This window comes from Cellulophaga fucicola (assembly GCF_900119145.1).
Taxonomy (GTDB): domain Bacteria; phylum Bacteroidota; class Bacteroidia; order Flavobacteriales; family Flavobacteriaceae; genus Cellulophaga; species Cellulophaga fucicola.
The window spans coordinates 307,239-321,994 of sequence record NZ_FPIY01000001.1 but is presented as its reverse complement, the minus strand read 5'-3'; the positions used below and the strand labels follow the sequence as shown (position 1 = coordinate 321,994).

The 14,756-nt window shown below is 31.2% G+C and carries 13 protein-coding genes; 9 read left to right on the top strand and 4 right to left on the bottom strand.

Annotation, left to right across the window (positions count from 1 at the left end; translation table 11 throughout):
• Positions 1-146 precede the first annotated feature (146 nt).
• From BT107_RS01435 to BT107_RS01415, 5 genes are all read left to right on the top strand, one after another.
• The gene (locus tag BT107_RS01435; protein ID WP_072301976.1) at positions 147-878 is read left to right on the top strand and encodes a LytR/AlgR family response regulator transcription factor; all 732 of its coding nucleotides are present in this window, start codon (positions 147-149) and stop codon (positions 876-878) included.
• A gap of 135 nt (positions 879-1,013) precedes the next feature.
• Positions 1,014-1,328 (top strand): hypothetical protein, encoded by a 315-nt coding sequence (locus BT107_RS01430; RefSeq protein ID WP_072301975.1) that lies wholly within the window; start codon positions 1,014-1,016, stop codon positions 1,326-1,328.
• A 107-nt stretch (positions 1,329-1,435) separates the two neighbouring features.
• Positions 1,436-3,415, top strand: a complete 1,980-nt coding sequence (locus BT107_RS01425; protein ID WP_072301974.1) for a tetratricopeptide repeat protein — start codon at positions 1,436-1,438, stop codon at positions 3,413-3,415.
• 23 nt (positions 3,416-3,438) lie between these two features.
• Positions 3,439-4,104 carry a response regulator gene (locus BT107_RS01420; RefSeq protein WP_072301973.1) on the top strand — a complete coding sequence of 222 codons (666 nt, stop codon included), beginning with the start codon at positions 3,439-3,441 and terminating at the stop codon, positions 4,102-4,104.
• A 151-nt stretch (positions 4,105-4,255) separates the two neighbouring features.
• Complete coding sequence (locus tag BT107_RS01415) at positions 4,256-4,900, top strand: hypothetical protein (protein WP_139254258.1); 645 nt, start codon at positions 4,256-4,258, stop codon at positions 4,898-4,900.
• 54 nt (positions 4,901-4,954) lie between these two features.
• Here BT107_RS01415 and glyA read toward each other — a convergent pair whose 3' ends face one another.
• Complete coding sequence (glyA, locus tag BT107_RS01410; protein WP_072301971.1) at positions 4,955-6,226, bottom strand: serine hydroxymethyltransferase; 1,272 nt, start codon at positions 6,224-6,226, stop codon at positions 4,955-4,957.
• A gap of 111 nt (positions 6,227-6,337) precedes the next feature.
• On the opposite strand from glyA, the gene fahA reads away from it, so the two are divergent.
• Positions 6,338-7,621 carry a fumarylacetoacetase gene (fahA, locus tag BT107_RS01405; RefSeq protein WP_072301970.1) on the top strand — a complete coding sequence of 428 codons (1,284 nt, stop codon included), beginning with the start codon at positions 6,338-6,340 and terminating at the stop codon, positions 7,619-7,621.
• Between the two features lie 274 nt (positions 7,622-7,895).
• On the top strand, positions 7,896-9,080 hold the full coding sequence (locus BT107_RS01400; protein WP_072302878.1) for a hypothetical protein: 1,185 nt from the start codon (positions 7,896-7,898) through the stop codon (positions 9,078-9,080).
• An 84-nt stretch (positions 9,081-9,164) separates the two neighbouring features.
• On the opposite strand, the gene capB is transcribed toward BT107_RS01400, so the two are convergent.
• The 3 genes from capB to BT107_RS01385 all read right to left on the bottom strand — a co-directional run bounded on the left by capB (position 9,165) and on the right by BT107_RS01385 (position 13,723).
• Positions 9,165-10,424, bottom strand: coding sequence for a cysteate-C-fatty acyltransferase (gene capB, locus BT107_RS01395; protein ID WP_072301969.1), 1,260 nt, complete (start codon positions 10,422-10,424; stop codon positions 9,165-9,167).
• Positions 10,425-10,547: 123 nt separating this feature from the next.
• Entirely contained in the window at positions 10,548-11,588 is a 1,041-nt protein-coding gene (gene capA / locus BT107_RS01390; protein WP_072301968.1) for a cysteate synthase, read from the bottom strand.
• 74 nt (positions 11,589-11,662) lie between these two features.
• On the bottom strand, positions 11,663-13,723 hold the full coding sequence (locus tag BT107_RS01385; RefSeq protein ID WP_072301967.1) for a S9 family peptidase: 2,061 nt from the start codon (positions 13,721-13,723) through the stop codon (positions 11,663-11,665).
• 145 nt (positions 13,724-13,868) lie between these two features.
• Between BT107_RS01385 and BT107_RS01380 the strand changes: the two genes are divergently transcribed.
• Both BT107_RS01380 and BT107_RS01375 read left to right on the top strand, forming a co-directional pair.
• Positions 13,869-14,195 (top strand): YbaB/EbfC family nucleoid-associated protein, encoded by a 327-nt coding sequence (locus tag BT107_RS01380; RefSeq protein ID WP_072301966.1) that lies wholly within the window; start codon positions 13,869-13,871, stop codon positions 14,193-14,195.
• A gap of 41 nt (positions 14,196-14,236) precedes the next feature.
• Positions 14,237-14,692, top strand: a complete 456-nt coding sequence (locus BT107_RS01375; protein WP_072301965.1) for a thioredoxin family protein — start codon at positions 14,237-14,239, stop codon at positions 14,690-14,692.
• Positions 14,693-14,756 lie beyond the last annotated feature (64 nt).

Sequence of the window (14,756 nt, the reverse complement as noted above, 5' to 3'; positions counted from 1 at the left end):
AATCTAATTTCTTTTAAAAATGTAAGATTTTATCCCTAAAACAGATAAAAATCAATATTTTAACACTTAAAACCACAAAAAATTAGAGGTTTACCTATAATATGTTTCAATAATCTATGCTTAGTTTTATACTGAGAACGTTTGAAATGAATTATTCATATATTATTATAGGAAACTCTGCTTCTTCTAATCTGCAATTACAGCATTTTTTAGAAGAATACAACGACTTTTCTTGTGTAGATATTTCAGAAAATTCTAACGTTGCTTTAAACAGTATTTTAAAATACAGTCCAGATATCATTTTTGTTGATTTACAGAAAAACACAAGAGAGTACTTTCAAATGGTTTCTGACTTACACCAATATATTGATCAAATTCCTTTAATTATAGGCGTTAGCACCTCTAAAGATTATGCCTATGATGCAATTAAAAATGGTTTTTTTGACTACTGGCTACTACCTTATAATGAGTTTGATATTAGAAAAGCTGTTTTTAAAATAAGAAAACAAACTCCTAAAAAAGAAACAACACCTACTCTTTGTTTACAATCTTATAAAGATTATCAATACATAGACACTTCAGAAATTCTATACCTAAAAGCAGATAATAATGCCACAGATTTATTTTTAAATAATGGAAAAAAAATTAGTGCTTTTAAAACATTAAAAACATTTGAAAATAAATTGCCAGAAAACTTTATAAGAATACATCAAAGCTACATTTTAAATACAGAGTATGTATCTAGAATTAACTATGGAAAAAGTATTTGTAATATAAAAAGATCAGATCTTCAACTCCCTTTCTCCAAGTCCTACAAAGAAAACATAGACAAATTAAAAAACAAGATGGCGAAAAATGCAATTTCCACACAAAATTAACTAAATACTATCAGAAACAATATAATCACTATCAGAAGCTGGCCACATACTAAAAGAAATAAATTCTTACTTTTTTTATAAGTGAATAATTATACTTTAGCAAAGCAATAAAATAATTTAACCAAAAAAATGATTATGAAAAATTTAATTAACCTGCTTGCGATGTTTATTTTTAGTCTATTATTATTCTCTTGTGATGTAGACACCAACTCTAATGATGCCTTATACGAAAATGTAAACGCTACTGATGACGATGAAGTTGAAGCTCCTAAAGGTAGTGGTGGAGCAATTGCTACGGATGACGATGAAGTTGAAGCTCCTAAAGGTAGTGGTGGAGCAGTTGCTACGGATGACGATGAAGTTGAAGCTCCTAAAGGTAGTGGTGGAGCAATTGCTACTGATGATGATGAGGTTGAAGCTCCTAAAGGTAGTGGTGGCGCAGTAAACTAACTCCCAAATTAGAATACATATACAATAAAAAATAAAATATTTATAAGCCTTAAATTTAACATTTAAGGCTTTTTTTATACCTTGGTGTTTCCTTAAACCAAATCTACGTGCAAAAATTTTTCACTCTTCTAATTTTAATTGTTATAATCTCTTCGTGTACCAATGAAAAAGAGAAAAGTAGTTCTGCAGAAAACACAAAATATCAGCAAAAAACAAACGACACCATAAACCTATTACAAAACAAAAAGGACTCCATACACAGAAGACAACTACAATCTCTTGCTTATACATATCTAAATCAAAAAGATTCTGTAAAATTTAGAGAAACAAATAAAAAAGTAATTGATTTATCTCACAGTCAGAACGACTCAACTCTATTGGCATACGCTTATTGGGATTTAGCCTATTTTTTTCAAACTAAATCAAAAATAGACAGTAGTTTTTTTTACTATTTAAAAGCTCAGAAAATTTTAAAGTTGCAAAAAAACGAAAAAAAAGAAGGAGACATTTTAAGGTCTTTAGCTTTGCTTCAATCTAATGTAAAAGACTACAGAGGAAGTGAAATATCAACCATTAAAGCTATTGAAATATATAAAACCTTAGAAGGAGAAGACAAAAACTTATACCACAGCTATAACAACTTAGGATCCGTAACAAATGCACTAAAAGAGCATGACAGGGCACTAGGATATTATGACAAGGCACTTGAATACTACAAAAAATACAAACCAAACAACACAATAAATACCTCTGTAGTTAATAACATTGCGAATGTCTACAGAGATAAAGGAGACTATAAAAGTGCTATTAAAAATTATAAAAAAATATTAGAAGTAGATAGTTTATTTGAAAACAAAACAACATTTTACGCTAAGGTACTAGATAACCTTGCTTATACAAAGTTAAAATCTGGTGACACTACTAATGTAGAAAACCAACTACTCTACTCTTTAAAGTTAAGAGATAGCTTAAATGATATTTCTGGTTTAGCCATAAGCCATTTTAATTTAGCAGAATTTTATATTCTAAAAAAAGACACTTCTAAAGCATTAGAAAATGCTAAAAAATCTGAAGAATACTCACTACAAAACAAAAATAACAAAAGACTATTACAAGCTTATGACATTTTAACAACAATAGACCCTATTAACGCAAGTACCTACGCACACAAATACATTGTTCTTAATGATAGCTTAATTGCAGAAGAACGCCTGTTACAAGACAAGTTTACAAGAATAAAATATGAAACCGATGAAGTCATAGAAGAAAAAGAAGTATTAGAACAACAAAAACAAATGCTTATTTCTTTTGTTATAGGCGCTCTATTATTAGCCTTCGCAATCTTTGTAATTGGTAGTCAGTATTTAAAAAATCAGAAATTAAAATTTGAACAAGAACAACAAGAGACCAATTTAGAAACCTTTAATTTAATGCTTGCACAAAAAGGAAAGTTAGCCCAAGCCAAGCAAGAAGAACAATTAAGAATTTCACAAGAACTTCATGACGGTGTACTTGGTAGCTTAACTGGTATTGGTCTAATTTTAAAAGCTACCAACAAAAGAGCAGATGAAGAGGCAATGGCTGAGCGTTTAGATTTAATTAAACAATTGCAAGAAACAGCAGAAGAAATAAGAACTATATCTCACACACTTAGTGCTTCTTCTTCTAAAAAAATGCAAAACTTCACAAACTCTTTAATAGAGTTATTACACAACACAAGCAAAGCTTCTAGCATTAAAACCAACTTTAATTTTGATAAGCATATAGACTGGGATCACTTAAACGCCGAAATAAAGATTAATTTATACAGAATGATACAAGAAGGAGTTCAAAACTGTGTTAAATATTCTAAGGCTGAAAATATTTTATTAGATTTAAGTATGAAGAACTCAAATTTATCTGTAATTTTATCTGATAACGGCGTAGGTTTTAACCTCCAAAAAAATAAAAAAGGAATAGGACACAAAAATATATACTCTAGAGCCAATAAAATTAATGCTAAAGTGCAAATTAGCAGCGAAATAAACAAAGGAACTAGAATTACTATCACCATTCCTTTAGACAACGACAATATATTACTTACATAAACAAGATCAAAGTTTCAAATAATATGCGAACCTTAAAAATATTAGCAGTAGATGACCATCAACTTATTTTAAAAGGGTATCAATACACTTTTGCTGATATAAATCCAGCTAAATACAATATCAATCTAACAACAGCAAATAGCTATCAAAAAGCAAAAGAACTTATAGAGAGTAATATTTTTGATGTTGCTTTTTTAGATATTCAGATAGAAAAGCCAGACAAAGAAAACTTAGACGGAAATAAAACCGGTGAGAACTTAGGTATGTTACTAAGAGAAATATCACCTAAAACAAAAATAATATTCCAATCTTCTTTTAGCGATAGCCTAAGAATTAGCAATATTTTTTCTTCTGTAAATCCAGATGGTTACATTGTTAAAACAGAAGTTAATGATGAAGTTCTAGAAAAAGCGCTAGACAACGTCTTAAATGATAGTACATATTATTCTAAATCTGCTATTGATGTTTTTAGAAAAACAATGACAAACAATATTATGATTAACGAAGATGATAAAGAAATTCTTTACCGTTTATCGTTAGGAATAAAAACCAAGGATCTTGTAGATTATGTAAATCTTTCTGTAACCGGAATTGAAACCAGAAAACGAAAGTTAAAATTTATTTTTGACATAGAAAACGAGAACGATTTAGCTCTAATAAATGAAGCTAAAAGAAGAGGTTTTATATAATTAAACAGTCAGAAAAAAGAAGCTTCATTCTAAATTTTAACATTTGAACCCCTTTAAAACATAACAACCTCATAAAATTTGAGGTTTACGTGTAATCTAAATTCGGAAAATCACCATAGTTTTGTATTAAGTATAACCTACAATTGATACTATGATGACTAACCCATCAAAATACAATGGAATTCGCTATTCTAATACTGTCCCAAAAAGTGTTTTAAAGCAATTAGAAATCTTTAGAAATAAACTAGAAAAAGCCTATTTTTCTGGAGTACTTATTAGAGTTCTAAAAAACACTCAAGACAGTCTAGAGATAGGCGTAGAATTTCAATCTAACTTTTGGCTATCAGAAGGTGTTTGTTATTACAATAACTCTAACTGGTTAAAAGATAAATTAGATATAAATTCTTCAAGACTAGAGGAATTTTATAGCAGTTTAGAAAGTTTAAGAAATAATACAGAGCAATTTGTAGATATAGCTGAACTTGCAATTTACTTAACAGATACCTCTATAATAATTAGTAAGGTCTGTAAAAATAGCATTGTAAATAGTTTAGACGCTATACTGGACACACTTGTAACCAACATTGACAACTTAGTGACGGATAAACTAGAGCTGCCAACAGAGATACATCTACCTCTTTTACCAGAAGATAAAATAGACTTAACCAATATAACTGAAAAATCTTACTTCGGATTCTGGGGACTTTATTATGAGTCCGAAGAAGATGCCGTGATATATGATGTTAGTAATAATACCACAAATAAGGGGGACTTATTTATGGTAGATCATATTTAAAATTATGGAAAACCTTAAAAAGGTTTTCCATAAAAACGGTAACAAGCTTAAAACTTAGTTAAACAATGCTCTACCTTCCATTAGAGCATTTACTTTTTCTCTAATTTCTTCAAGTACTTCTTCATCTTCTGGATTAGTAATTACGGCATCTACAAAATCAACAATAGTTTGCATATGTTCTTCCTTAAGACCACGCGTAGTAATAGCTGCTGTTCCAAAACGAATACCTGATGTTACAAAAGGAGACTTATCATCAAAAGGAACCATATTCTTATTTGCTGTAATATCTGCTTTTACCAATGCTTTTTCTGCATCTTTACCAGTAATATCTTTATTCCTAAGATCTATAAGCATCATATGATTATCTGTACCTCCAGAAATAATTTTATAATCTTTTTTCATAAATGCTGCTGCCATTGCTGCTGCATTCTTCTTAACCTGAATCATATAATGTAAATATTCATCAGTTAAAGCTTCTCCAAAAGCAATAGCCTTAGCAGCTATAATATGCTCTAAAGGACCACCTTGATTCCCAGGAAAAACTGCTAAATCTAATAAAGCAGACATTTTACGCAAGTTTCCATTTTTTAGAGTTATTCCAAATGGGTTGTCAAAATCTTTACCCATCATTATCATTCCTCCTCTTGGTCCACGTAATGTTTTATGCGTAGTTGTAGTAACTATATGGCAATGTGGCATAGGATCGTTTAAAATACCTTTAGCTATTAAACCTGCTGGATGAGAAATATCTGCCAACAATAAAGCACCAACACTATCCGCTATAACTCTAAAACGCTCAAAATCTATATCTCTAGAGTAAGCAGAAGCACCTGCAATAATCATTTTTGGTTTTTCCTTTGTTGCTATCTCTTGTATTTTATCATAATTTAAAACCCCTGTCTGCTCTTCTACCCCGTAAAAAACTGGGTTATATAAACGACCTGAAAAATTTACTGGAGAACCATGAGTTAAATGTCCACCGTGAGATAAATCAAAACCAAGAATAGTATCTCCAGGTTTTAAACATGCGTGGTAGACAGATGCATTGGCCTGTGAACCAGAATGCGGCTGTACATTAACATATTCTGCTCCAAAAAGTTCTTTAGCTCTATCTATAGCTAATTGCTCTACTTGGTCTACAACCTCGCAACCACCATAATAACGCTTTCCAGGATACCCTTCTGCATACTTATTGGTAAGCACTGAGCCTGCCGCTTCCATAACTTGTGGACTCGTAAAATTCTCTGAAGCTATTAATTCTATTCCTTCTAATTGACGTTCTTTTTCGTCATTAATTAAATCAAAAATTTGGTTATCGCGTTGCATAGATATTTTATTGCGTTAATAAAGTGTAAAAATACAAATTGAGAATCTTTAATCAGAAGAAAATAATATATTTGAAAAGAAATTTATCATAATTAAATTAACACGTACAATATGCCTATAAAAACTAATGATCCTTCAAAAAAATCCTGGATTTCTGTTGATTCAAATTCAGATTTTCCTATTCAGAATATTCCTTTCGGTGTATTTTTAACTAGGGACGATATTATTACCATAGGTACTCGTATAGGAAACTATGCAATAGATTTAGGTGCTCTGCACCAATTAGGGTATTTTGATGGTATTCCGTTAACAGATGATATTTTTTTACAAGATTCTTTAAATGATTTTATATCAGACGGAAAAAAAACTTGGCGTTTAGTTCGTAATAGAATTAGCGAAATTTTTGACATAAACAATTCTGCTTTACAAAATAACGAAGAACATAAAAAAATTGTGTTGTTTACTATGGAAGAAGTAGAAATGCAATTGCCAGTATTAATTGGCGATTATACAGATTTTTACTCTAGCAAAGAACACGCTACTAACGTTGGTACTATGTTTAGAGACCCAGCAAATGCTCTAATGCCAAACTGGCTACACATACCAGTAGGTTACCACGGCAGAAGCTCTACCATTATACCTAGCGGTACACCAGTACATAGACCAAACGGACAAACATTACCTAAAGGAGCAGAAACACCTGTTTTTGGACCTTCTAGATTAGTAGATTTTGAGCTAGAAACAGCTTTTATAACTACAGATGCTAACGTTTTAGGAGAACCAATACCTATTGAGGAGGCTGAAGATTATATTTTTGGTATGGTTGTTTTTAATGACTGGAGCGCTAGAGATATTCAAAAATGGGAATATGTACCACTAGGTCCGTTTTTGGCTAAAAACTTTGCTTCTTCAATTTCTCCTTGGATTGTAACTTTAGATGCTTTAGAGCCATACAGAACAGAAAGCCCTGTTCAAGAACCTACACCTCTACCTTACCTACAACAAAAAGGAAGTAAATCTTTTGACATTAATTTAGAAGTAGATATTACACCTGAAAACGGAGAGCCAACAACTGTATCTAAATCTAATTTTAAATACATGTACTGGACAATGGCACAACAATTAACACACCATACAATTAATGGTTGTAAAGTAAATAGTGGCGACATGATGGGTAGCGGAACAATTTCTGGTCCTACTCCAGATTCTTACGGTTCTATGTTAGAACTTTCATGGCAAGGTACAAAGCCAGTACCTTTAGCTAATGGTGAGACTAGAAAATTTATTGAAGACAATGATACTGTAACATTAAGAGGTTTTTGTATTAAAGATGGGGTTCGTATTGGTTTTGGAGAAGTTTCCACAAAATTACTACCTGCAGTTACTATAAAATAAATTATACCTTATACTATTGATTAGAAAAATTCCTTAACAGGAATTTTTCTTTTTTACATCATTTTTTTATCAAATTTACAAGCTTAAATTGATGATTTATTGTACAGTAATTTTACTATAAATCAATATAAAAATACTATTTAAATAATTTGTAATAAAAAATAAAAGTATAAAAACCCCTTTAAAATATACTATTGAGCAGCATATAACGTTTGCTCTTTTGTATGTTGGCACGACTATTGAAAACATACCTACAACAATAAACCAAAACGTTATGAGAAAATTTCTACTATTAACCACAGTATCTTTATTTTTAGCATCCTGTGGAGGAGTTAAAAAAACTCAGGAAGCCATAAACACGGGTAATTACATATCTGTTATACAAACGTCTGTAAAAAACTTAGCTGCAAATAAAACTAAAAAAAGTAATCAGCCTTATATAGCTTTATTAGAAGATGCTTTTAAGAAAAATACAGAAAGAGAATTAAACAAAATTACATTCTTAAAAAAAGATGGTAATGCGGCTAATTACGAAAATATATTTAACGCATACAGTAGACTTAAAAACATTCAAGAGCAAATAAAACCATTACTTCCCCTAAGAATTACGGAAGAAAATAGAAATGCTAAGTTTGATATTAAGAATTATGACGATAAAATTTTATCCTCTAAAAAACAATTAGCAGAATACTTATATAGCAACGCTAGTAATTTACTAGCTAACGCTGTACAAAAAGAGGATTACAGAAGAGCTTATGACGATTTTAATTATTTAAATGAACTAAGCCCTAATTACGCAGACTCTAGAGTAAAAATTGAAGAAGCACACAGTAAAGGTATTGACTATATAAAAGTTAAACTTGTAAATAGTACAGACAAAATTATTCCTGTACGTCTAGAAGATGACCTACTTAACTTTAACACATATGGTCTTAACAGTTTATGGACAGAGTACCACACAAGCCCTGTAAATAATATTGCATACGATTATGAAATGCAGGTTGATTTTAGAGATATCAATATATCTCCAGAACAAATAAGAGAAAAAGAACTTGTAAAAGAAACACAAGTAAAAGATGGTTTTAAATATGTTTTAGATGAAGACGGCCAAGTTGTAGTAGACGAAGACGGTAACAAAGTAAAAACAGATAAATTTAAAACTGTTACTTGTAATTTTTATCAATTTACACAATCTAAGACTGCACAAGTTACAGGTGTTGTTAGTTATGTTGATTTAAAAACACAGCAACAAGTAAACTCGTATCCTTTATCTAGTGAATTTGCTTTTATACATAATTACGCAAACTACAGAGGAGACAAAAGAGCTTTAAGTAGCGATTTAATATCAATGCTAAGCTTAAAGTCAGTACAGTTCCCTAGTAACGAACAAATGGTTTATGATGCTGGCGAAGATTTAAAAGCGAATATAAAACGAATAATTAATAGTCAAAAATTCTAATATTTGACTACCACATAAAAGAATCCAAATAAAAAACCCAAGCTAATAAGCTTGGGTTTTTTTAATATATGTAATAAAAGATATTTACTCTCCCATTGCAGCTGCAACAGCGGCAGATAATCTTTTGTATGTACCATTTGTTAAACGCTCACGTATTGCATCAAAAGCAATAAGAGTTTCATTAACATCTTCTAATGTATGAGAAGTTGTAGGGATCATTCTTAATAAAATAAGTCCTTTTGGTATTACAGGGTATACAACTATAGAACAGAAAATACCATAATTTTCTCTTAAGTCTCTAACCAAAGCCATAGCTTCTGGTATACTACCATTTAAAAACACCGGCGTTACACAACTAGTTGTAGTTCCAATATCAAAACCACGTTCTTTTAAACCACTTTGTAATGCATTAACATTTTCCCAAAGCTTGTTCTTTAACTCTGGCATAGTTCTTAACATATCTAAACGCTTAAGAGCACCTACCACAAGTTGCATTTGCAAAGATTTTGCAAACATTTGAGAACGTAAGTTATATTTTAAATAATCTATAATTTCTTTATCTGCAGCTATAAATGCTCCTGTACTAGCTAAAGATTTAGCAAATGTTGCAAAGTATACATCTATATCATCTTGTATTCCTTGCTCTTCACCAGCACCAGCACCAGTTTTACCTAAAGTACCAAAACCGTGAGCGTCATCAACTAAAAATCTAAAGTTGAACTTTTTCTTAAGAGCAACTATTTCTTTTAATCTACCTTGCTCACCACGCATACCAAAAACACCTTCAGAGATAACTAAAATACCTCCGCCAGTTTGTTCTGCCATTTTAGTAGCACGTTCTAAGTTTTTCTCTAAACTCTCTATATCGTTATGCTTGTACGTAAAACGTTTACCCATATGCAGACGAACACCGTCTATAATACAAGCATGAGAATCTACATCATAAACAATAATATCATCCTTAGACACCAAAGCATCTATAGTAGATACCATACCTTGGTAACCAAAGTTTAAAAGGTAAGCTGACTCTTTGTTTACAAACGCAGCCAACTCATTCTGTAATTGCTCGTGTAAATCTGTATGTCCAGACATCATACGTGCACCCATTGGATACGCAGAACCGTAATCTGCAGCTGCTTGCGCATCTACTTTACGAACTTCTGGATGATTTGCTAAACCTAAATAATCATTAACACTCCAAGTAATTACTTCCTTCCCTTGAAATTTCATCCTATTAGAAATGGTTCCTTCTAATTTAGGGAAAACAAAATATCCCTCTGCTTGCGATGCCCATTTTCCTAATGGTCCTTTGTTCGCTAGTATTCTATCAAATAAATCTCTCATCTAAGCTATTTTGGCTGTCTGCAAAAGTACAGAATTTCAGCAAGTTTTCATAACAATTTTATGAACAAAAAAAAACAATGAATTAAAATTCATTGCTTTTTTTATTTTTTTGTAGTTTCCTTTTTACTTAACAAATTGAATCTCTGCTTTTTCCTCTGTCTTAACAGCGTTTAAAAAGCCTTGAGCCTCCATCCATTCATCACTATAAATTTTACTCATATATCTAGAACCGTGATCAGGAAATATAATCACTACTCTACTATTAGCGTCAAATTCACCTTCTGCATATAACTGTTTTACAGCTTGCATTGCAGCTCCACTTGTATACCCAACAAAAAGCCCTTCTGTTCCAGACACTTCCCTTGCGGTATGTGCACTTTCTTCATCAGTAACTTTTATAAATTTATCTATAGTATCAAAATCTGTTGCTCCTGGTATAAGATTTTTACCTAAACCTTCTATGCGGTATGGGTAAATCTCATTAGCATCAAATTCACGCGTTTCATGATATTTCTTTAATACAGATCCAAAAGCATCTACACCTATAACTTTTACATTAGGGTTTTGCTCCTTTAAATACTTAGCTGTTCCAGAAATTGTACCTCCTGTACCACTACAAGCAACTAGATGCGTAATATTACCATTTGTCTGTTCCCAAATTTCTGGACCAGTAGATAAGTAATGTGCTTGTCTGTTTAACTCGTTAAAGTATTGATTAATGTATATAGAACCTTCTGTTTCTTGGTGCAACCTTTTAGCAACTTCGTAATAAGATCTTGGATCATCTGCACTAACGTGAGCAGGACAAACATATACTTGTGCACCCATAGAGCGCAACATATCTATTTTGTCTGGAGAAGATTTAGAGCTTACTGCTAAAATACATTTGTAACCTTTTACAATACTTGCCATAGCGATACTAAAACCTGTATTACCAGATGTAGTTTCTATAATTGTACTGTCCTCATTTAATATCCCTTTACGTTCTGCTTCTTCAATAATATGAATTGCTATTCTATCTTTTGCAGAATGTCCTGGATTAAAAGCCTCTACTTTAGCGTAATATTCTCCTTTAAAGGAGCTAGTAATATTATTAATTTTAATTAATGGAGTATTACCTATTAACTCTAAAACATTGTTGTAGGCATTAATTTTATTTTTCATGCGCATTTGGTTATAATATGATAAGCTTATATTGGTTTACTTATCAAATACGGTACAAATTTAAGTATTTTTTTTTACTTAGAGATTTTTCCTTCTAAATCTATTAAAAAGGCATACTCTTTTGCAACCTCTTTTAAAGCCTCGAACCTACCAGATGCCCCACCGTGACCTGCATCCATATTAGTATCTAAGAACAATAAATTAGTATCTGTTTTAGATTCTCTTAATTTAGCTACCCATTTTGCTGGTTCCCAATATTGTACTTGCGAATCATGCAAACCTGTAGTTACTAACATTGTTGGGTAGTCTTGTACCACAACATTATCATAAGGAGAATAAGACTTCATATAATCGTAATATTCCTTATCGTTAGGGTTTCCCCACTCGTCGTACTCGCCCGTAGTTAGTGGTATAGAATCGTCTAACATAGTAGTAACAACATCTACAAAAGGTACACTTGCAATAATACCATTATATAATTCTGGCGCCATATTAATTATTGCACCCATTAACAAACCACCTGCAGAGCCACCAGAGGCATACAAATGCTCTTTGCTAGTATAATTATTATTAATTAAATGCTTAGAGCAATCTACAAAGTCTGTAAAGGTATTTGTCTTTTTTAAAAGTTTACCATCCTCATACCATTTTCTGCCTAAATACTCACCTCCACGTATATGTGTTATTGCATAAATAAAACCTCTATCTAACAAACTTAAACGTACTGTAGAAAAATAAGGATCTATAGTATATCCATAAGAACCGTATGCATATTGTAAAACAGGACTTTTACCATCTAACTTTGTGTCTTTATGATATACAATAGACATTGGCACTTTAACACCGTCTCTAGCTGTAGCCCAAATTCGCTCAGATTTATAGTTCTCCTTTTTAAATACACCTCCTAAAACCTCTTGCTCTTTTTTAATTTCTTTGGATTTAGTATCCATATTAAAATCTATTACAGAACTTGGCGTAGTTAAAGAGTTGTAACCGTATCTTAAGATTGAAGTATCAAAATCTGGGTTAGTCCCTACATAAGCTGTGTATGTCTCATCTTCAAAAGGCAAATAATATGCTTCGTTAGTGTCCCAACGAACTATTTTTATATTATTTAAGCCATTTTCTCTTTCAGATAGAATGTAATAATCTTTAAAAATATCTAAATCTTCAAGTAATACATCTGCTCTGTGTGGTATAAACTCTTCCCATAAGTTAGATGCAGTAGCGGTATCATTGCATTTCATCAACTTAAAATTAAAAGCTTTATCCTTATTTGTTAATATAAAAAACTGATTTCCATAATGTGCTATAGAATACTCTAACCCTCTTTCTCTTGGAGAAAAAATCTTAAATTCAGAGTCTGGATTATCTGTCTCTATAAATCTATACTCAGACGTTAAGGTACTAGAAGAACCTATAATAATAAACTTTTTAGATTTAGTCTTATATATGTACGTATTAAACGTTTCATCTTCCTCATGATACACTAATTCATCTTCTGCTGTTGGTGTACCTAACTTATGCTTGTATATTTTATCTGATCTTAAAGTAACAGAATCTTTCTTTGTATAAAACAATGTTTTATTGTCTGCCGCCCACACACTACTACCTGTAGTTTTTTCTATAACATCATCATAAATTTCACCTGTTTCTAAGTTTTTTATTCTAATAGTATATTCTCTTCTAGATACGGTGTCTACACCATAAGCTGCTAAATTATTATTAGGACTTATAGCTACACCGCTAAGATTAAAATAGTCGCTTCCTTTTGCCAACTCATTACAGTCAAACAAAATTTCTTCAGGAGCGCTTTCTTCACCTTTACGCCTAGAGTATATTGGGTATTCTTTTCCTATCTGGTAACGAGTACCATACCAGTAACCATTCAGCTTGTACGGCACAGAAGCATCATCTTCTTTTATACGAGCTTTCATTTCACTAAAAAGAGCGTCTTGAAAGTCCTTAGTATGCGCCGTTAAAGTATTATAATATGTATTTTCTTCTTCTAAGTATGTAATTACTTCTTTATCTTCTCTATTGTTTAACCAGTAATAGTTATCTATCCTAACGTCGTTATGCTTAACTAACTCTTTAGGTTCTTTTTTGGCAACAGGAATTTTAATATTAGCCATAGGCTTCTTTTTTTATTTACATGAAGCAACAAAAATAATACTAACTAACATAACAATACATTTTTTGTGACTTTCATTTTTTTTTAAGATTGATTGAGTTACAATTTATTAATTTTGCTAAGAAATAACTAAAACACTAAAAATTATGTTTGGAGATATGATGGGTATGATGGGAAAACTTAAAGAAACCCAACAAAAAGTTGAAGAAACAAAACAACGCTTAAACTCTGTTTTAATTGATGAAAAATCTAGTGACAACACTCTAAAAGTTACCATTACAGCAAACAGGACTATTAAAAGCATAGAGATTGATGAAAGCCTTTTAGAGGATAAAGAACAATTAGAAGACTACCTAATTATAACATTAAATAAGGCTATTGAAAGAGCTACACAGGTTAATGAAACAGAATTAGGTGCTGCTGCAAAAGACGGTTTACCCAATATTCCGGGAATGGATTCGTTATTTAAATAAATAATGGCAAGTTTTTTGCAAGAATATAAAAAAAGACAAAGATGAAACACTTATTAATAGCCTTAATTTTTCCAATATTATTTGGTACAGCACCTTCTACTAAAGTAATTGCAGATGTAGAATGGAATACAGATTACGAGACAGTTTTAAAAAGAGCTAAAAAACAAGATAAAAACATTTTAGTTTATTTTACTGGCAGCGATTGGTGTGGACCTTGTAAAATGCTTAAAAAAGATTTATTTGAAACAAGCGAATTTAAAGAGATTGCAAAAAACTACGAATTACTTTATATAGACATTCCTAGAAACAATGATTTACTTACTCCTGAGCAATTAAAACATAATATGGATTTAATGGCTAAGTATAACAAAAAGGGTGTTTTTCCTAACCTAAAAATTTTAGATAGTAAAGGAAGAGAAAAAGGCGCTTTACACGGGTATAGTATGAATGGAGATACACAACACCACATTAAGTTTCTAAAAAAATATACAGATTAAAAATCTTAATCTATTAAAAAGCAAAAAGGGCCTTCAAAATTAATTGAAGGCCCTTTTATATTTG